Source organism: Ruegeria sp. AK4 (assembly GCF_056541025.1).
This window is the reverse complement of record NZ_JBQFXS010000017.1, coordinates 25,517-43,981: the sequence shown is the minus strand read 5'-3', so window position 1 is coordinate 43,981 and position 18,465 is coordinate 25,517. Positions and strand designations below refer to the sequence as shown.

Here is an 18,465-nt window from a genome sequence, read left to right as displayed (position 1 = left end):
TCTGGCAATTTAATAAATCGGCGTTTTAAGATAATGGCTGCGGTGACACCAATGGAAAAGAGAAACGATATGGCTGCATTGTCCAAAGATGCTGCATTTTGGAGCAAGATTTCGCGCAAATATGCGGCTGATCCTATCCGAAATATGGAAGGGTATCTGAAAACGCTTGAACGTACAAAGTCCTACCTGAAAGCCGAAGACAGCGTGCTGGAAATCGGATGTGGGACGGGGTCAACCGCGTTGCTACTGGCACCACATGTGGCTCAAGTCATTGCCTCCGATCTCGCACCGGGAATGATCGAAATCGCTAACGAAAAACTCGCTGAAGAAGAGCTGGAGAATGTAACGTTCAATGTGGCCGAGGTTCTGCAGCACGATCCTAACGACGGTTCTTACGACGCTGTCCTCGCTCATAATCTACTGCACCTTGTACCCGATATGGGCCATGCACTCGAACACATTGCGACCCTTACAAAACCCGGTGGGGTATTCATTTCCAAAACCGTCTGCGCTCCAGAGAGTGGAGGGTTCAAATATGGCATAATCAGCCGAATAGCGATCCCGATTATGCAGGTGCTCGGGAAAGCTCCGTTCGTAAATTTTGTATCCGTAGCTGAACTCCAGCATGCCATAGAACTTGCGGGCTTCAATATCGTCGAGACAGCGGATCAAGCCGGGTTATTGCCGAGCCGGTACATTGTCGCGAGAAAGCTGTGAAACAGTATTCGCGCCATAATTACTTTGCATCCAAGGGACAGCTCGGGCCATTAAAAGAGTATAATTATGAAAGATGGGATTTCATTTGCACGCCTTTCGGAAATCGATCCGAATGACATTGCGGTTCATATGTCCGACCCTCGGGTAGCAGAGCATATGCCGCTTTTGACGTTCAAATGGAATGTTGACGTCGCAAGAGATTTTATCGCCAAGAAGGAGGGCTACTGGACACGGGACGGTCTTGGACATTGGGCGTTTTTGTCAGGCGGTCGGTATGTTGGTTGGGGGGGCTTTCAAAAAGAAGGTGACGAGTGGGATTTTGGGTTGGTTTTGCGGCCCGACGCCTTTGGCCTTGGGAAACGGATTTCCAAAATGGCAATCGACTTTGCGATTGCTGACAAACGTATCCCCTTTGTCACGTTTCTGCTGCCACCAAGTAGAAAAAATCTGGGTGCGCTCCGGAAACTCGGTGCCAAACACATCGGCGAGATCGAATATGAAGATGCTCAGTTTCTCAAGTTTCGCCTGGATACGGAGTAAACTCCGTTCTTCCTGATTTTTCCCGGTGGTGCGCCAAACACCCGTTTGAAGGCTTTGTTGAACGCAGGCTCTGACAAGTATCCGATGTCAGCGGCAATCTGCGAGATAGGTTGATCGGTGGACACCAACCTTTCGCTGGCCAGGTGCATACGCCACGTTGCAAGATACTGGATTGCTGGAACGCCTACCAACTCAGTAAACCGTGCCGCGAAAGCGGATCTGGACATACCAGCAACCTCCGCGAGGGACTCGACTGTCCAAGCCGCAGCAGGCGTACGGTGAATCGCGACTATCGTGCACCCGATCTGCGGGTCTCGCGCAGCTTTTAACCAGCCTCGATCTGCATCGGGTGCGCTGTTCAGCCAACGACGAATGGCCTCAATGACAACCACATCTGCCAGTCGCGTGATCACGGTTTCGCCGCCCGGTCTCAATTCCCGCGCCTCTTTTGCGATGAATTGCAAAGTTGCCTGTAACCAGCTTCCGGCGTCTTCCTCCCAAGGGTCGATTTTGAGTACATCCGGAAGCAAGCGCATCAACATATCACTGGCGGTGTGATCTATTCGGACCAAGCCGTACATGATGCCCGTCTCCGCGCCGCCGCCGCCGTATTCCAGTGTTTCATAAAGCTCGGTTAACTTGCGAATGGGCAACTCCTCCAGCGTCAAAAGCGGAGTGTCTTCTGAGCTAAAGAAACCGACCGGTGCTCCGTTGGTCATCAAGACCAGATCGCCTTTTTCGACCTCGAACGGGTCATCGTCACCGACCTTCATCAAGCACCGCCCGTGTGTGATGACCGCAAAGCTCAGTACGCCGGCAAATCCCGGTATCGATACGCCCCATGGTGCAGTCATGCGAGACTGGCAATAGAATGTACCTGTCAATTTCAGCAAATGGAGGATTTCCCCCAGCGGATCGCCGATCGGCTGTGCCAGTGCATCTGGGTCAGGGACATGTGGTTCAACTTTGTTCATGCAGGGACCTTGGCTGAAATTTAGCTCTTCGTCTACATATTTTGGACGATTGAATAAGAATATCGGATTATGAAGAATAGAACATCTCTATTGATTGCCTAATATCGGGCCATCAAGTGAACTCACGGAGATAACTAATGACACAGCAACCCATACTTGTACTTGGCGCGACAGGCAAAACCGGATCGCGGATCGCGACACGTCTGGAAGAAAAAGGGCAGGCAGTCCGGCGCGCATCGCGGAACAGTGAAACGCCATTTGACTGGGATCAACCGGAGACCTGGCCCGCAATTCTGGAAGGCGTCTCGTCTGCCTATATTTCTTACTTTCCTGACATCGCTTTTCCAGGCGCGGTTGAGCAAGTCGAAGCCTTCACAGCATTGGCTCGTGAAAAGGGACTACGGCGTTTTGTGCTGCTAACCGGGCGTGGCGAGTTTCATGCGGAACGAGCGGAAGCAGTCGTACGCAATTCCGGAGTTCCGTTCACTATCGTTCGTGCAGCATGGTTTGCGCAAAACTTCTCTGAAGGGGCCTTGCTTGGTCCGGTCATGGAAGGTGTCTTGCCGATGCCCGCCGGCGATGTACGCGAACCAATCATCGATGTGGACGACATCGCCGATGTTGCCGTAGCTGCTTTGACAGAAGAAGGACACGATGGCGAACTGTACGAGGTCACGGGACCACGTCTCATGACGTTTGCCGACATGGCCGCAGAGCTTTCGCGCGCCATGGGCAGGGCTGTGCAATACCTGCCAATTTCATTCGAAGACTTCCACGCGGAAATCGCGCATGCGAATGGCGAGATGATTGCTGATGTGATTACGGACATCGCGCGTGAAACGCTGGACGGGCGCAATGCGAACCTCGCGGACGGGGTCCAGCGTGCGCTTGGACGCGCGCCACGCGACTTCGCCGACTTCGCAAACAAAGCTGAAATGTCTGGCGCGTGGATCAAAGCCGCTTAAGCCAGGCCAAAGGACATTGGAGACAAACATGAATCTTGAACTTAGAGGCAGACTTATCCTGGGCATGTCCGGATTAACTGCATTCGCCATAGGTCTGGCCATCACTCTGGACCCACAGTCTTTCTACGCCAACTACGGCATCTCACTCTCGCCGCAGCCAAACCTGATGAGTGAGTTGCGTGCACCTGCTGCAAACCTCGCGGTACTTGGCCTGATCATTTTGTGCGGAGCATTTTTCCAAAAGTTGGTCCAGGCCTCAGCCTTGCTTGGGGCTACGGTTTTCTCAGCTTTCGCCGTGGGCAGGACAATCAGTTTCGTCCTCGATGGTTGGCCATCCGAAAACATTCTTGCCGCATTTGCGATAGAGGTTTTGCTTGCGGTGTTGTGTTTGTGGGTTGTCGGTGGAAATGCGAAATCTTCAGCGCCGGCCTGAGACGGCTTTATCCGCAAAGCAGACACAGTCCGCGCACAGAAGATTACGGACATGAAGAACCGAAAGCTCTACCTTGGTCCCCTATCTTCTCAAATTAGATGTTTTCACCTCACCGGTGAGATTTTCGTCCACATGTCAACTGGCAATCGGGTTAGAGTAGAGCGACGAAATAGCGTCGCATCAGGAGAGCAAAGCCGCGCGTCATGGCGAAGATACCGTCGTTGAAAAGCATTCAGGCCTTCGAAGCAGCCTGCCGACATCTGAGTTTCAAGGATGCCGCCGATGAATTATGCGTCACTCCGACTGCCATTTCCCATCAGATCAAATCGCTGGAGGATCAACTTGGGGTGCCCCTGTTCCACCGGCTGACCCGCGCCTTGAAACTGACGGAGGATGGGGCAAATTACGCGCCCCACATTATTGAGGCTTTCAAGAACATCGAAGCTGCCTCTCTCGCGTTGGAGGAAGACGACCTTGCGGGCACATTGACAATCTCAACCACCGGGTCCTTTGCCGCCAACTGGCTTAGCCCGCGGCTGCGAGGCTTTTACGAGAAATACCCGGAGATTTCGGTAAGGGTTCTGTCAAGCGATCAGCTGGTGGATTTCAAGTCCAGCGATGTGGATGTGGCCATTCGGTATGGCTTTGGCGATTATCCTGACAGCAATGTGGCTTGGGTCTTGAATGACTGGGTAGCCCCTGTCTGCAGCGTGGAAAAGGCGAAGTCACTGAGTTCCACCGAAGATCTTCTGAAATCTCGTCTGATCGAATACCAATGGAGCGGGTTTTCCGATGCGGATCCGAGTTGGGAGCGCTGGATGGACGCGGCTGGCTTGCAGACTGGCGATGTCGAGCCCTATGTCACCTATTCCGACGAACACATCTGCTTGCTGACGGCAAGCGATGGTCATGGTGTGGCCCTGGTCAGCCTTTTGGCCGCCGCGCGTTTTCTGGAACGCAATATGCTGGTCGCCCCCTTTGACACTGCATTGAAGAACAAGAGCTATTTTCTCGTCTGCCCGGAAACTTACGCCAATCGTGCACGCGTTCGTGTGTTCCGGGAATGGCTATTGGATCAAGCGGATGAGTTTCGCGACGGCGCCGTTGGTCAAAGGTTTTTTGAAGCTTAGCGCGTTCGCAACGATCTAATCCTTCGCTTGAATTTTTGTCATTTCTAAATTGCCGAGAAGCATGCGTTTCTAAACCCCTAATCAGGAGTTTTTGCGCATGCAAAGTTTTAGCCTTTCCCAACAGGGACGCGGATGTACTTGCGACGGCGTCTCATCTTAAAGGGAATTTTTGGCGATTAGAGATGGCTGAGGTCAGTTCACTCTATTCAGAATTCTCTTCATTTGTACCTGCGCGCCCCTGGCTTCACCTTTGAATGGTTCATTGCAAACTGACTAGGTGACAAGATGACCACAATCCTGAGAATTGACGCCAGCGTACGCCGCACAGACAACCCCGTTTCGGCCTATAACTCCATTTCCCGCGCTTTGGCGGATAGTTTCGTAGAAGAATGGAAAACGGTTGATCCGGACGTCGAAATCATTCTGCGTGACGTCGGAGTGACCCCGCCGGATTTTATTTCCAACGATTGGATCGCGTCCGTTTTCACTGCGGAAGAGGAACGCACTCCTGAACAGAACGCTTTGGTTAGCTTGTCTGACACGCTGATTGACGAACTCGACCGCTCCGACATCCTGCTGATTTCGACGCCCATGTACAACTACGGCATGCCCGCAGCCCTGAAGGCTTGGTTTGATCAGATCATCCGGATCAATAAGACATTTACGTTTGATTTGGCGCGTGGCGACTTCCCTCTGGAACCGATCATGTCAGGCAAAACCCTGGTGCTGCTGACCTCGGCTGGTGAATTCGGTTTTGAGGACGGTGGGGTTCGCCATGACTCGGGTCACCTTTCTGCGCACATCAGCACATTGCGCCAGTACCTGGGAGCAGAACGCATGTTTGAAGCTGCGGCCGAGTACCAGGAATTCGCTGATGAGCGTCACGAAGCCTCGGTCGCCTCAGCTCGGGCCCAGGCACGTCACATTGCTCGTGAGCTAGCCTAGTCGCGGGCCAGTTTTTTGGAAAGTAGAACCTGACGAAACGAAGAGGTTCTAAATTCCCAACTGATCACAGCTCAAGGTGTGTGAAGCAAGTGGTTATGTCCTGCGCCCTTACTTGAGTGGTTCAAGTCGCTATAATTTCACAACGGCAGCGAATGTGGTTGTAAACCTTCATTTCGGATTGGCAGACAGTTTAAACCAATCTCTTGAAACAACATCTCCGTATTCGAACTCCAGGTTCAAAGGCGGACTTTGCTATGCTGTGTTTTAACGGCAGATTTGTTCGCGTTTCGCCAATTCGATTTGCGTGTATTTTGCTTTCGCAGCGAATGTCCGGAAAGCGGGCTGCACTCGCAGCATCGGGCGCCGTCGCTCAAGGTCGGCTCTGGGCCGTTTGATTTCTATCAGCGATTTTAGGCACGATATGCAGGAAGAGGTGCCCGGTCCTGCAAGGTTATCATTCTTCGAAGCATCGTTTCCATGACACTTTGGCGAACACTACTTATTTCTGCTGATGGATCGTCGAACAAGTTTCGCAACTCGTGAGGGTCATTTTCCAAGTCGTAAAGTTCGTTCCAATCTTCACCCTCGCGCAGTGACATTCTGTATCTGTCCGTTACCACAGTTCGCACTCGCTGTGGCCGATCGAAACCGGTCATTGTTCGCTGGCTGTCCTCTTCAACAAGAATGGCCTTTGGGGGCTTTGATGTGAGCAAATCGCGCCCCTGAATACCATTAAAGGCTTGTATGCCCGCGCGGGACAGAATTGTTGCTGCAATGTCGATCGAAGAACCTAAGCCGGTATCAACTACAGCCTGATTTGCTTTGGGGTCTTTCCAGATGAACGGTACGCGGATGATGCTTTGGTAGTGCAGCAAGAGCTTTAGCATCAGCCCGTGATCGCCCATATAGTCGCCGTGATCCGAGGTGAAAATCACCACAGTGTCTTCTGCCAGCCCCAATGCCTCAAGCCGGGCCAGCACCCGACCGATGGCATCATCGATCATGGTGATCATCCCATAGGTTAGCGCTATAATCGCGCGAGCCTCATCCTCGCTGACAGCAAAAGGGTTCTGGCTGTCACGCGGATCTGTTCCCTGTGCCATCGCCTCTTTCATGGCTTTGATCGGTGGCAGATCACCATGACCAAACGAGAGGGGCAACGCCATCTCTGCCGGATCATACATATCCCAATACCGCCCAGGCGGTGTGAACGGGTGATGCGGATCCGGGAAAGACATTTGCAGAAAGAATGGCGCGTCCTGCTGTGCCTGTTCGGTTAGCCAGGCTTCGGTCCGATCGGCAATCCATGAGGTGGAGTAAAGTTCTTCTGGCACAGCTGTCCGCCAGGCTTGAGGCGCTTTGATCCGATTGTTCGGCAACGCGTTGTCAGGACCGGTCAAATTATCAAAGTCAGGCCGCTGTGTACGGGCCCACAGCAGATAGTCACCCGAGGCCTGGTCGCCGTGATCGGCAGTAACCTCTACATGATCAAACCCGTAAAAATCGCCTGTCAAACGCTCGGACAGCGGTCTGTCCCATTTGGGCGCGACTTCAAGATCGTAGTCAGATGAATGCCTGTTGTTTTTGTAGGCGTCCCGCAGAGCGACGGATGGTGCTGTCAAACCGTCCTGTGGCTCGAACTGATTAGTGGCGGGCAAACCGGTAAAACTCTGTAGGTGGGATTTGCCGATCAGACCGGTGTTGTACCCGGCATCGCGCAAAAGCTCGACAAAGGTGGTGTGATCCTTTGACAGGGGAATGCCGTTGTGGCGTGCACCATGCACTGAACACATGCGCCCGGTCATAATGGATGCGCGGTTGGGCATACAGATGGGATTGGCAACATAGAACCTATCCCAGCGCGTGCCTTTCGCCGCGAGACTGTCGATGTTGGGTGTTTGAACAGTGTCATTGCCATAACAGCCCAAGTGATCCGCTCGATGCTGATCCGTAATGATGAACAGGAAATTTGGTCGTTTGCTCATTGGGATGCCTTTGAAGTTTCGGGCGTGGATCGACCTGCCATGAAGTCATATGCGACCAGCGCCATTCCGATGCCGATGGCCAGAACCTGGATCAACGGATCAGTCGCGAGGCAGGCAAATGCAGTACCAAAACGCACAACGATTTCAGGGATGGTCAGCTTGCGTCTGTCGAAACCCGACAAGGCCGATGAGAATAGCCAAATGCAAAAGCAGGTGCGAGCAACGATCCAAAGGAAAGGAAATAGACTGAATTGCTCGATAATCAGGATGGTCGGATAGAAAGCAAAGACAAAGGGTATGATGAACTTTGCCATGCCAAGCCGGAACGACATGAAGGCTGTCATCAAAGGATTGGCCTGCGCGATAGGGGCTGCTGCATAGGCCGCGATGGCAACGGGGGGTGTCAGGGATGAGGCAACGCCGTAATAGAAGACGAACATGTGCGCGGTCAGCATCGAAACACCCAGTTCCTGAATGGCAGGGCCCATCACAAGTATGATAATCAGATAAGCGGGTAGTGTGGGCATGCCCATCCCAAGAACCAGAGCCCCTACCATCGCGACCAGCAGCGCCGAGAACAGACTTTCTCCGCGGATCGTAGCAATAACATTGGCCAGTTTGAGGCCAAGGCCGGTGCTGTCGAGCGACCCGACCAGAATACCGATTGCGGCGATGGCGATCAAAAGCAGTGCGCCCGATTCCGCACCTTTGAGAAACGAATCCCAGATACGCTTTGGATCGGCTCGAACTTCTGGGTTGATCGCAGACAATACCAGGAGAACCACAACGGCGTAGAATCCTGCGGCAGAGGTGGACAATCCCGCTAGCAGAGAACCGATCACGACAAGAATAGGCCCGACGAACAGGACGGAGTTTATGAGGTCTGTGCGGGTGATCTGATCGTCAACGGTCATGGGTTGAACCTCGATACCTTGACGGCGCGCCTCAACCGTCACGGCAGCAAACAAACTGAAATAGTAAAACAGTGCCGGGAACAAGGCAGCGATAATGATGTTCAGGTACCCAACGCCGGTCAAATCCGCCATGACCAGAGCTGCTGCGCCCATGATCGGCGGCATGATTTGCCCTCCGGAAGAGGCGGTGGCCTCGATCCCAGCTGCAAATGTGGGCGAAAAGCCCCGTTTCTTGATCATTGGGATAGTGAATGTACCGGTACCCACGATATTGGCCACTGTTGACCCCGACATCGTGCCAAACATGGACGATGCTAGAATGGCGGCGTGCGCCGGACCGCCACGTGTACGCCTGGTGGCAAGGAAAGCGAATTTCAGAAGAGTGTCGCCAGCACCGGTTCCTTCGAGCAACACCCCAAAAATGATGAACACGAATACGGTGCTGAGAACGATGTTTGTGATCGAACCGAACACGCCCTTGTTGGTGTTGTACCAAAGCGCCTCGGCAACTTCTCTTAGAGAGAAACCCGCATGCGCCATAATGCCCGGTAAGTCCTGCCCAAACAAAAGGTAGATGACGCCAAGCGTGCCAACCGCAAACAATCCCCATCCCCAAAGGCGGCGGCACAGTTCAAGGAATACTGCCAATCCTGCCAACGCCGGCCATGCATCTTTCGTAGTCACGTCGTAAAGCGCCGTTTCCATCTCGGTCTGTACGAAATAGAAAGACCAGATCGCCCACATCCCAACAACGATTAGGGCGATATCGATCAGGACACGCGCGCTGCTTAGCTCCCCATAGATCGACTGACGCTTTTGCGAGACCGCAACGGCAACGATCAGGGCTAGCGCAAAACCGGCGGCCCGGTGAATCTTGGGGTCGATCAAACCCACGCCGGATGAGTAGAGTGTGATCAGGCCGAGTGCACAGCACGCGGCCATCGAGGCCAGGGCGAATAGTCTCATTGAGACACGGGTGATGGAAGCCGCATCAGTCATCGGAGCATCTCTCATCCAAAAGGAAAGGGGATACGCCAGGCCAGTGCGTTGGCCTGATGTAAGCCTTAGGAGCCGGGGCGAAGGTCGTCTGGAACTTCGAAGCCGGCTTCGTCGTAGTAACGCAGGGCACCGGGGTGCAGCGGCACGTTGATCGAAGTAAAGGCCGTATCTTTGGTCACGTCCTTGAGGAAGAACGCGGTTGCGTGCACTTCGTCCAAATTTTCCCAAAAGGCCTTGGTGGCGTTGTAAACCACGTCGTCGGAAACATCCGCGTGTGTACCCACAAACTGTGTAAAGCCCAAGGCTGTAATCTCGCCGTCGGTCAGTTGCCCTTTGTAGACGTCGCCATTGAATTGCATCATGCCTCGGCCCGGTCGTCCGAACAGCGCCTGCATTTCGTCGCTGGAAACTTTATCCTCGGGGATGGACAGGACGCGGAATTCACCCGACAGACCAAAGCGTTCAATGTTGGCGGAACCGATCTCGGCAGGCCGTACCATCATATCTATTTTACCGTCGGCAAGTGCTGCATAGCCTTCGCCCCAGCCGAGCCGCACTGCTTGGTAGTCTTCTCCAGCAACATAGCCTGTGATGTTCTTGATCAACGCCTCAGACGTCGCCGATGCAGACCCGGCCGGCGGCCCTGTGAAAACGGTTTTACCTTTGATATCGTCCCAAGTTTCAATCCCTGAACCTGCCAGCGTAACAGGGTGATAAGCTCCAGCCTTGAAACCAAGGATTGCGCGGATGTTCTTGGAGAGTTCGGGCGCACTCTCGACTTTTTCGTACATCCGTTTTTGGCCAGCCATGAGATTGACTAACGATGGCACGGTCGAGAAAAAGTCGATCTCACCTTTTGCGCCCCTCAGCATCGACTTGGTCAGTGTCTGACCTGCGTTGACCTGAATTTCGACACCGGACTTACCCGCTTGGTTCGAGAACGCAACGAACACTGTGTGGACCGGATCACCAACACCTGCTGTCTCTCCTTTGAATATCTCAGCCGATCCGGCATTTGCGGCCGCGAAAGCAAAGGTCGCCGCCGCAAGCGTACGACCCAACGATTTGAATAGAAACATGGACTCCTCCCAGTCAATTGCTGACTAATTTAGCAGTATAAAACTATATGGAATAATCAAACTTTATGCCTTATACATAACAATTAGATATGAAACTTGACCCCAAGCATCTCGCCCAGCTCTCTGTTATCGTCGAAGCCGGTTCCTATCAGTCTGCCGCAAGCCGGTTGGGTACCACGCAGCCAGCACTTAGCCGGAACATGAAAGCGTTAGAGGATCGACTGGGTACACAGCTTTTTCAGAAAGTGGGGCGGCGGTCTATTCCAAACAATTTGGCACTTAGACTGGCGCGAAACGGGTTGGCCATCCGATTGGCGGAAGAGCAAGCCGGTATTCTTGCAGACCAGTCTACGAATGGCTCGATCGGTGAATTGCGAATTGGCGCGCCTCCGATCGTTTCAGGGCGTTTCCTAAGCGATGCTCTGGCGCAATTTATCAAGGCAAATCCCAATTGCAGTGTCGAAATCAGAACTGGGCTTGTTCATGAACTTCGGACGTTGCTCGAGCGAGGTGAAGTCGACCTCGTGTTCGGTCCTGAAAGCTTGGCTGAACCTGTGGATGGACTGGAGTTCGAAGAACTCATCGACGACGGTGTCGCGGTAATGTGTCGGACAGGTCATCCCCTGACCGCTCTTAAACGGGTCATGGCGTCAGATCTCGAAGTGCAGATTTGGCTTGCGCACTCTCGGGGGAGTTTGCTGCGTCAACAAACCGAAGCAGCCATGATTGCCTCAGGTGTTCGCTCCATGCGGATCGGCTGCGAAACAGACTCCATTCGATCCGTCCTGGAGATCGTTTCCGAAACCGATTTGATTACGACTATGCCGAGGGCGACGACCGCACCATACTTGGAAGACCGACTGCTCTTTTTGAATTTCGATCATCAGCAATTTCATCGGCCTCTAGGGGTCATTCGGCGCGCAGGAGTTTCCGCAAGCAGAATTGAAGATCGCTTCTTACACACACTCAAGAAATCGCTTGCAGTTCATTTTCCTGTCTGAGCTTGGAGCGTTTTACGAGACCGCACTATCTGCGTTTTGCAAAAAGCGTATTCTTTTACTCCGAAATAATTCTCGAGCAATTTGCACAACCCGTTTTGTCACAAGCACCGTTGGTTCAACTGGTGTCAAGTTTTGTGGACGAAACGAATGTCCGCAATGCGGGCTGCAGACGCACCGTTTGAACGCGATGCTCAAGGTCGGCTTTGGGCCGCCCTTGCAAGCGGCCCCAGCGATCACCTGTCGAGGTGTCAGTCATCGCAAAAGCTTCCCAAAGCCCCACACCGTGGGCTTCAACTCGCCGTTGTTGGATCAATGATCTGGGATACTTCTGTCACCGCGTTGGCCGGGAAGCCAGAGAGTTCGGCGTGTTTGTGGATCGCTTGTTCATTTTCAGCAAGGTATATGCAGAATGTCTTTGACCGCGTGACATATGAGTGAAGCCATTGAACCTTGGGCGCGAGCTTGTCGAGCGCGTCGTTCGATGCTTTTGCCGCTCCGCTGATTTCTCCTTCGTTCATGTCGCCGACGCCGGGGATCTCGCGTTCGATAACGTACTTCTTCATTGGTCTTCTCCTTCTTCGGGTTTGTTTGAGTTTCGTGAAAGGTGTTCAGGGCGCGGTGGACAAACCAACCATTCCCGAAAGCTCGGTGCTTCGCGTTTCTCTCAGGTATGCCTGATGGATCACAAAGCCGACCTGTGGATCGATCCGCATGAGGACCGCCGCGAACCAGCCGGGGGTTTCAGTGATTTGCGATATGCGCATCCGGCGCATAAACGCCGCGATGCCCATCGAGCAGAGAGGTGACGCATGCGCATCCTCGAGCCGGACACGGAAGCGTCTCCGGCCTAACAGGAGGTCGCGGGCCAACTCCTGAACAGCTTCCCAGTTTCGGCGCACAAGTTTGCGGGCTCGCCATGCGGCTTCGGCCTGTTCGATGGCTGCAAGCGGGTCCGGGCGGTCTGAATGGAATCCTCTGGCCGTGCCGGTTTTCCGCACAAGCCAGAACAGGGTCCCGTCATGCATCGCCAAGGCGCGGATCGCGCGCGTCTCGCCTTTGTCAAAACTTATGACGTGGCCGTAATCGACAAAAGCATCCACCCAGTCTTCCCGCTCCTGCACGATTTCGCCAGACGCGGCTGCGATTTCACGGTCCAGAAGTGATGTGTATTGCCGCTGCATGGCAAGTTTGAGGCGTAGGGGTTTTCGGGCCAAAGGTCCGCCGAGCATGCGTCGGCGCAAATGGGTTTTTGGAAATTCTTTCAGCATCTGCAGCTCCAATTCGATTGAACTTGGTTTTTGGCTTCCCTCAATCTCGCAGGTCTTTGATACCATCGCGTCGGGAAGCTTCCCTATTTTCCGTTTCACCGTTCCCTATTTTTCGGTCCCTATTTATTTGAATGGGCGCTAGTATTCCTTTCGGAAAGTCGCCTATGGAATTGGTTGAACGCGAAAAGGAGCTTTCAGAGCTCTCAACACTTCTAGACCGCGCTAGACGCGGCCAAGGGATTGTGGTCGCTGTACTGGGAGAGGCGGGAATTGGAAAATCCAGCCTCGTGCGTGCCTTTCTGAATGGCGCTGGTACCGACATTCGGGCGCTAAGCGGGTTCTGTGACGATCTTGGGATTGCCGAACCCCTCAGCGTTCTTCGCGACCTGGCTCGGGAAACAGGCGTCGATCTGCCTGAGAGCCTGAGTGACTCTAATGAACGCTTGAGTGCTTTCTCTGAAGTGCTCCAAAGAGCAATCGCACAGTCGATGCCGACTGTGATCTTTGTCGAGGATGTTCATTGGGCTGATGACGCGACGGTCGATTTTCTTCGATACCTGACAAGACGGGTTGCTGGAACAAGGGTCATGATTGTCCTCACCGCGCGGACAGACGAAGCCAAAGGGCGCACAAACGTTCGGCGGATCATAGGCGATGCCGTCTCTCAAGATGTGCGGCGCATTGACTTGAAGCCCATCTCTGAGGCGACCGTGGCGCGGCTGGCGATTGAGGCGGGCAAGGATCCGCAAAGATTAAACGCAGTGACCGCCGGTAATGCCTTTTTTGTGACAGAGCTGCTTTACGCTGGTGACGATGATGCTTCGCCGACAGTGCTGGAGGCAGTGCTCGCCCGCGCAGATCGCCTGTCTCATGCGGCGCGGAATGTGCTTGAAACCGTTGCCATCTTTCCAAGAAGCGTGAGCCGCGCGTTGCTAAGTGACTTACTCGCAAGCGATGTCACCAGCGCGATAGACACCTGCATCGACGGCGGTTTTCTGGTTGGAGAAGGCGCTCTAGTCTCGTTTCGGCACGTTCTAGCGCGCCGCGCCATCCTCTCCGAGATGCGTCCTGACCGGAGAATGGAACTGAATGAAAGGCTGCTTGAACTCCTTGAAGCACAAGGCGAAACGACACCGTCGCGCCTCTTGTATCATGCCCGCGAGGCCCAAAACGACAGGGCAGTGCGCCAGCTCGCGGTCGAGGCTGCGGATGAAGCAGCAAAGCTTGGTGCCCGCCGCGAAGCGCAGGAATTTTATCGCCTGGCCGTCGATGTATTAGGAACCAGCGCCCCTGCCAGTCTTCTCGAAGACGCGGCCTATGCTTGCTATCTTGTTGGCGTCGACTCCGATGCGATTGATTACCAGAACCGGGCTTTGGACATTCACGTTGCAAACGGTGATCGGCTACGTAAGGGCAACGGTCTCCGACTGCGGTCGCGTTTTCATTGGTCAGCAGGAGAGTTCGAGCCGGCACGACGCGATGCCCGAGCAGCGGTCGAAGTCCTGCAGACCTTGGATGGCCCTGAACTGGCAATGGCATATTCAAATGTAGCTCAGGTTCACATGCTGAACCGAGAGTACCACTTGGTGCGTGAGCCAGCCGAAGCCGCAATTGAAATTGCCGAGGATCTCTATCGATCTGACATATTGAGCCACGCTCTCAATAATCTCGCCTGCGCTCTGCAGTTCACCGACCCATCTCGTGCGAGGCGTGAGATGGACCGCAGCCTGAAACTGGCGCTCGACATTGGGCATGTTGATCACGCAGCCCGTGCTTTCGTAAACGCGACATATGTCGAGATGTATCTGTGTCAGTTCGACAAGGCGAAGGCCTTCGCGACGCGGGGAGTTTTCTATTGCAAATCTCATGAACTCGATGGCTATTGGGCCTATCTTATAGGTGCGCTTGCATTGGCCGAGTTGGGTTTGGGCGAGCTTGAGGGCGCAGGGCGTTCCGCGAACGCAGCCCTGGCCCGAGCAAACAACTTCGATGTCGGCCTTTATCGACACTCCGGATCGGTGGCCATACTGAAGTACCAGGTTCGAACGGGTGCGAGCTTAGACGAAAATGAGATCGCTTATCTCGATACGTTTCGTTCCGATCAGACCGAACTACAGCGTCTCATACCCTATGCAGAATGCATGGCAGAACACGCTTGGATGACTGGGGACGGTCAGGAAAACGCCATCGGGCTTCTGAGAAAGTCGATCGAGTGGGCTCCGATACCGGACGTCGTGCAAACCTGTCATCTTTGGCTCAAGCGGTTCGACCCTGAGCACGTCCCTCCGTCGTTCGAAGGGTTCCTTGACTGCCACAGGCTTGAGATACAAGGGGACTTCGCCGGCGCCGACGAGGCTTGGGCTTGCCGGTCTGCAACTTACGAACACGCTCTCTGTCTTGCTCAGGGCGACCTGGCATTGCGCAAGCGTGCAGTCCAACTCTTCACCAACCTCGGCGCTTCGGTAGCCGCGCGACGTGTGGGTGCCACGCTGTCGCGCTCAGGGGTTCGCGCAGCGTCAAACCCGCGCGCGTCCACACGCAACAACCCAGCCGGTCTGACAAAACGTCAAATGGACGTTTTGGATTGCTTGCAAGATGGCCTGTCCAATGCAGCTATCGCAGATCAACTGTACATCTCGGCCAAAACCGTTGACCATCATGTCTCCGCAATTCTCGCAAAACTGGGCGTCCGAACGCGCGCCGAAGCTGCTGCAAAGGTCGGCAGCGGAGAGCTCGATCTGTAAATACGCGATCATTGGCAAAGTTCTCTATCTGCGGTTTTGATTTCAAGGGCAGAATTAGGTCGCATCGGGCTCATGGTTCTCTCCGGGGTGGAACGAACTGCCCCACAATGGCGTTGGTGACGGAATGCCTTCTGGAAGTCCGCTGCGAAGTCACCCGGTGAGGTGCATCGACTTTGCATCACGAGGTCATCCAGTCTCCGTCCCGATAGGACCAGTTTCCACAGTTTGCGGATCTCTGTGTTTCAAATCATGCGGGCAAAGCCTCCTTTGTCCAGGCGAACTCGGTTCCATCTCGCCAAAGCCGTGTCAGGATGACCGCCATCTTGCGCGCAGTCGCGACCGTCGCCTTTTTGAGCCCTTTGCGTTGCACAAGCCGCATTGCCCAACCCTTCAACAGGCTGAACTTTGCGACCCGCTGGATGAGTATGTTCGCAGCCTCATAAAGCAATTTGCGCATGCTTCGGTCACCGCGTTTAGAAATGCGACCGGACCAATCGGTTTCGCCTGATTGGTAGCGTCTCGGCGTCAATCCTAGATACGCACCGACATCCACCGCACGCCGGAAACGTGTTGCGTGATCTATGGTGGCAATAAAGCTCAGGGCTACGATAGGCCCAACCCCAGGCACGCTTGTCAGGCGCCGTGCCAGCGGGCAATCCTTTGCATATTTCTGGATCTCGGCATCAAGGTCGGTGGTCTCATGGCAGACTGTTTCATGCACCTTGATCAGCGATGCGAATACGACCTCGAGGATCGGATCACCGGAAACAATCTCGCTGAGTTGATCGCGGAAGTCGCGTCGGCTCCGTCCTTTACGCACAACGCCAAGACGGACGCCGAAGGTTTTCAAAATGCCGCGCGCCTGACCTTCGATGTCCATGCGGATGCGAACCAGGCGTTCGCGGGCTGACAAGAGCAGGCGCAGCCGGTCGCTGTTCTCGCTCTTGATATGTACCTCGCGATACCAGCCGGTTCGCGCCAACTGAGCTAACGCCTCCGCATCCGAGCGATCTGACTTGTTCATACGTGCCGACAGAGCTTTGTGTGCCGCACGGGCGTCAATACACACCACCGGCACGCCACGGCGATCAAGCTCGCGTGAGAGCCAAATGGACAGCGGCCCAGACTCATGCCGATCCGTTCAACGCAGCCAGCTTGTAGATAAACCGTCTTGATGATCTCATCCGGGTCAGTCGAGCACTCACCCTCGAAAACGCGCGGGCCATCCTCTTGCAGAACACACACTGCGCAATTGGTCAGGGACACGTCTAAGCCAACATAGTTTTTCATGGTTGTCTCTCCTTCAGCTAAAGGTTTTCGAGATACGACAATAGCCGCTCTCAATACCCTTGAAGCCGAATGTTCAGCAGATACGCCATGTCAGCTTTCCGGAAGCTGCGCCGCAGCGTTGGATCGCACAATGAAGGTCTGCTCTGGGCCGCCTGCGACACGGAGGTTCGTTTTCAAGCCAGCACCAGTGTTCGAAATCATGGGGCTGATCTCGGGGGTTGGCTCGTCGTTTCACTCTGGGTTACGGTCGAGCGAACGTTATGTGCTTGAGGATGGGTAGTGTAACAAGTGCAATTTGAAAGTCTGTTGGACTCGTTCATCGTGATGATTGCCCTAGTTGGGGCCGCGATCTGGTTCCGGCAAAAGAATGTCATTCAAGCACAAGAACAAGGTGTGTTTGCGCGCCTAGTTACAGACTTTGCTCTGCCTGCGTTGATTTTTGCCAATCTTAGTAGAGAGCCCTTCAACTTAGGCAATCTTAAGCTCGCCTTTGTCATCTTCGTTTCGATCGCTTTGGTAATGGTGGTGGCTTGGGTAGTAGGCCGGTGGATGCGGTTGGAGCGCCCTGTCTTAGGCTCAGTAATCCTGGTCTCAGGAGTTGGAAGCACATCCACGCTGGGCTACTCACTGGTCCACGGCATATTTGGCGAAAACACAGAGGTGATGAGCCAGCTTGTTATCATGGGGGAAGTTGGCGTCGTCCTACCGCTTTTCACGTTTGGTGTCGCGATCGCCAGTTATTTTGGCACTGATTTAGAAGATGGCCCGGATGTGATCGATGCAACCAAGGCGTTCGTTCGATCTCCCATCTTCATAGCCTTTGTTCTGGGAGTTCTGGTTTCGTCCTTAGACCTGGCTCCAGATCACAAGGTCATGAATTTGCTAGCAAGTGTGCTGAGAATCGCGAGCGACTCACTGACTTTTCTGGTCGCATTTACAATCGGCCTCATGTTGAAGCCCATCTCATTCCGGGAGATCGCCGGGTTACTTTTGTTGGTATGTGGATTGAAGCTAATCCTCGAGCCCGCAGTCGCGGCAGCCTTTGCGACGGCGCTTGGTTTGACCGAGTTTCAAAAAGACATGTTAATTATCGAAGCGGCTATGCCGTCGGGCGCTTTGGCGGCTGTGATCGCTGCACGATATGGGTGTGACGCGGCGACTGCATCGGCCCTTTTAATAGCCACTTATGCTGTTGGGCTATTTGCGATCCCCATTGTTGGCCTGATTGCGTTGTGACGCCACATAGGTGGAGCGAACGGTTACAATATAGACCGCGACTACAGCATCAAAGCATTAAGCTGGATTTCGGTTTTGAATTAAAGCATGTCATGCTTGGCCAACATTTGATCTGGACGCAATTCGGGTATCATTTAAACGATTGGTGGTTTTCTGCTTTCTAGTCGAAGTATCAATGTGTTTGACCCAAATGAGCTTTTGGAAACAGGAATGAACACCCTTACGTGGTAGAAGTGTGCTTTGGC

At 53.9% G+C, this 18,465-nt stretch carries 16 protein-coding genes; 9 read left to right on the top strand and 7 right to left on the bottom strand.

Annotated features, from left to right (window positions below; genetic code table 11):
• Positions 1-33 precede the first annotated feature (33 nt).
• Positions 34-717 carry a class I SAM-dependent methyltransferase gene (locus ACR0EZ_RS20660; RefSeq protein WP_480616571.1) on the top strand — a complete coding sequence of 228 codons (684 nt, stop codon included), beginning with the start codon at positions 34-36 and terminating at the stop codon, positions 715-717.
• Between the two features lie 66 nt (positions 718-783).
• Positions 784-1,257 carry a GNAT family N-acetyltransferase gene (locus ACR0EZ_RS20655; protein ID WP_480616570.1) on the top strand — a complete coding sequence of 158 codons (474 nt, stop codon included), beginning with the start codon at positions 784-786 and terminating at the stop codon, positions 1,255-1,257.
• Here ACR0EZ_RS20655 and ACR0EZ_RS20650 read toward each other — a convergent pair.
• The gene (locus ACR0EZ_RS20650) at positions 1,224-2,231 is read right to left on the bottom strand and encodes an AraC family transcriptional regulator (protein WP_480616569.1); all 1,008 of its coding nucleotides are present in this window, start codon (positions 2,229-2,231) and stop codon (positions 1,224-1,226) included. The two genes, ACR0EZ_RS20655 and ACR0EZ_RS20650, sit on opposite strands and share 34 nt — an antisense overlap.
• Before the next feature lie 137 nt (positions 2,232-2,368).
• On the opposite strand from ACR0EZ_RS20650, the gene ACR0EZ_RS20645 reads away from it, so the two are divergent.
• The 4 genes from ACR0EZ_RS20645 to ACR0EZ_RS20630 all read left to right on the top strand — a co-directional run bounded on the left by ACR0EZ_RS20645 (position 2,369) and on the right by ACR0EZ_RS20630 (position 5,704).
• On the top strand, positions 2,369-3,196 hold the full coding sequence (locus ACR0EZ_RS20645) for a Rossmann-fold NAD(P)-binding domain-containing protein (RefSeq protein ID WP_480616568.1): 828 nt from the start codon (positions 2,369-2,371) through the stop codon (positions 3,194-3,196).
• A 28-nt stretch (positions 3,197-3,224) separates the two neighbouring features.
• The gene (locus tag ACR0EZ_RS20640) at positions 3,225-3,629 is read left to right on the top strand and encodes a DUF4345 domain-containing protein (RefSeq protein ID WP_480616567.1); all 405 of its coding nucleotides are present in this window, start codon (positions 3,225-3,227) and stop codon (positions 3,627-3,629) included.
• 203 nt (positions 3,630-3,832) lie between these two features.
• Positions 3,833-4,759 carry a transcriptional regulator GcvA gene (gene gcvA / locus ACR0EZ_RS20635; protein WP_480616566.1) on the top strand — a complete coding sequence of 309 codons (927 nt, stop codon included), beginning with the start codon at positions 3,833-3,835 and terminating at the stop codon, positions 4,757-4,759.
• Positions 4,760-5,044: 285 nt separating this feature from the next.
• A complete protein-coding gene (locus ACR0EZ_RS20630) occupies positions 5,045-5,704 on the top strand; it encodes an FMN-dependent NADH-azoreductase (RefSeq protein ID WP_480616565.1) in 660 nt (219 codons plus the stop codon).
• Positions 5,705-6,114: 410 nt separating this feature from the next.
• Here ACR0EZ_RS20630 and ACR0EZ_RS20625 read toward each other — a convergent pair whose 3' ends face one another.
• The 3 genes from ACR0EZ_RS20625 to ACR0EZ_RS20615 form a co-directional block, all read right to left on the bottom strand.
• Positions 6,115-7,689: a sulfatase family protein gene (locus ACR0EZ_RS20625; protein ID WP_480616564.1), complete on the bottom strand. Its 1,575-nt coding sequence runs from the start codon at positions 7,687-7,689 to the stop codon at positions 6,115-6,117.
• Positions 7,686-9,545, bottom strand: a complete 1,860-nt coding sequence (locus ACR0EZ_RS20620) for a TRAP transporter permease (RefSeq protein ID WP_480616597.1) — start codon at positions 9,543-9,545, stop codon at positions 7,686-7,688. Before ACR0EZ_RS20620 ends, ACR0EZ_RS20625 begins: the two co-directional genes overlap by 4 nt.
• Before the next feature lie 122 nt (positions 9,546-9,667).
• Positions 9,668-10,681 (bottom strand): TAXI family TRAP transporter solute-binding subunit, encoded by a 1,014-nt coding sequence (locus ACR0EZ_RS20615; protein ID WP_480616563.1) that lies wholly within the window; start codon positions 10,679-10,681, stop codon positions 9,668-9,670.
• A gap of 89 nt (positions 10,682-10,770) precedes the next feature.
• Here ACR0EZ_RS20615 and ACR0EZ_RS20610 point away from each other — a divergent pair, with 89 nt between their 5' ends.
• Entirely contained in the window at positions 10,771-11,682 is a 912-nt protein-coding gene (locus tag ACR0EZ_RS20610) for a LysR family transcriptional regulator (RefSeq protein WP_480616562.1), read from the top strand.
• A gap of 290 nt (positions 11,683-11,972) precedes the next feature.
• Here ACR0EZ_RS20610 and ACR0EZ_RS20605 read toward each other — a convergent pair whose 3' ends face one another.
• On the bottom strand, positions 11,973-12,245 hold the full coding sequence (locus ACR0EZ_RS20605; protein WP_480616561.1) for a DUF4242 domain-containing protein: 273 nt from the start codon (positions 12,243-12,245) through the stop codon (positions 11,973-11,975).
• Positions 12,246-12,290: 45 nt separating this feature from the next.
• Positions 12,291-12,863 carry a hypothetical protein gene (locus ACR0EZ_RS20600; protein ID WP_480616560.1) on the bottom strand — a complete coding sequence of 191 codons (573 nt, stop codon included), beginning with the start codon at positions 12,861-12,863 and terminating at the stop codon, positions 12,291-12,293.
• 251 nt (positions 12,864-13,114) lie between these two features.
• On the opposite strand from ACR0EZ_RS20600, the gene ACR0EZ_RS20595 reads away from it, so the two are divergent.
• Complete coding sequence (locus ACR0EZ_RS20595) at positions 13,115-15,694, top strand: ATP-binding protein (protein WP_480616559.1); 2,580 nt, start codon at positions 13,115-13,117, stop codon at positions 15,692-15,694.
• Positions 15,695-15,941: 247 nt separating this feature from the next.
• Here ACR0EZ_RS20595 and ACR0EZ_RS20590 read toward each other — a convergent pair whose 3' ends face one another.
• Positions 15,942-16,763 (bottom strand): IS110 family RNA-guided transposase, encoded by an 822-nt coding sequence (locus ACR0EZ_RS20590; RefSeq protein ID WP_480616596.1) that lies wholly within the window; start codon positions 16,761-16,763, stop codon positions 15,942-15,944.
• Between the two features lie 527 nt (positions 16,764-17,290).
• Here ACR0EZ_RS20590 and ACR0EZ_RS20585 point away from each other — a divergent pair.
• Positions 17,291-18,220, top strand: a complete 930-nt coding sequence (locus tag ACR0EZ_RS20585; protein ID WP_480616558.1) for an AEC family transporter — start codon at positions 17,291-17,293, stop codon at positions 18,218-18,220.
• The last annotated feature ends 245 nt before the right edge of the window (positions 18,221-18,465 follow it).

Excerpts from the sequence above, each read along its gene's own strand:
- ACR0EZ_RS20660 (WP_480616571.1), top strand. The coding sequence starts at position 34 with ATGGCTGCGGTGACACCAATGGAAAAGAGAAACGATATGGCTGCATTG.
- ACR0EZ_RS20600 (WP_480616560.1), bottom strand. The coding sequence starts at position 12,863 with ATGCAGCGGCAATACACATCACTTCTGGACCGTGAAATCGCAGCCGCG.
- ACR0EZ_RS20625 (WP_480616564.1), bottom strand. The coding sequence starts at position 7,689 with ATGAGCAAACGACCAAATTTCCTGTTCATCATTACGGATCAGCATCGA.
- ACR0EZ_RS20630 (WP_480616565.1), top strand. The coding sequence starts at position 5,045 with ATGACCACAATCCTGAGAATTGACGCCAGCGTACGCCGCACAGACAAC.
- ACR0EZ_RS20615 (WP_480616563.1), bottom strand. The coding sequence starts at position 10,681 with ATGTTTCTATTCAAATCGTTGGGTCGTACGCTTGCGGCGGCGACCTTT.
- gcvA (WP_480616566.1), top strand. The coding sequence starts at position 3,833 with ATGGCGAAGATACCGTCGTTGAAAAGCATTCAGGCCTTCGAAGCAGCC.
- ACR0EZ_RS20645 (WP_480616568.1), top strand. The coding sequence starts at position 2,369 with ATGACACAGCAACCCATACTTGTACTTGGCGCGACAGGCAAAACCGGA.
- ACR0EZ_RS20605 (WP_480616561.1), bottom strand. The coding sequence starts at position 12,245 with ATGAAGAAGTACGTTATCGAACGCGAGATCCCCGGCGTCGGCGACATG.
- ACR0EZ_RS20640 (WP_480616567.1), top strand. The coding sequence starts at position 3,225 with ATGAATCTTGAACTTAGAGGCAGACTTATCCTGGGCATGTCCGGATTA.
- ACR0EZ_RS20650 (WP_480616569.1), bottom strand. The coding sequence starts at position 2,231 with ATGAACAAAGTTGAACCACATGTCCCTGACCCAGATGCACTGGCACAG.
- ACR0EZ_RS20620 (WP_480616597.1), bottom strand. The coding sequence starts at position 9,545 with ATGGCCGCGTGCTGTGCACTCGGCCTGATCACACTCTACTCATCCGGC.
- ACR0EZ_RS20610 (WP_480616562.1), top strand. The coding sequence starts at position 10,771 with ATGAAACTTGACCCCAAGCATCTCGCCCAGCTCTCTGTTATCGTCGAA.
- ACR0EZ_RS20655 (WP_480616570.1), top strand. The coding sequence starts at position 784 with ATGAAAGATGGGATTTCATTTGCACGCCTTTCGGAAATCGATCCGAAT.
- ACR0EZ_RS20595 (WP_480616559.1), top strand. The coding sequence starts at position 13,115 with ATGGAATTGGTTGAACGCGAAAAGGAGCTTTCAGAGCTCTCAACACTT.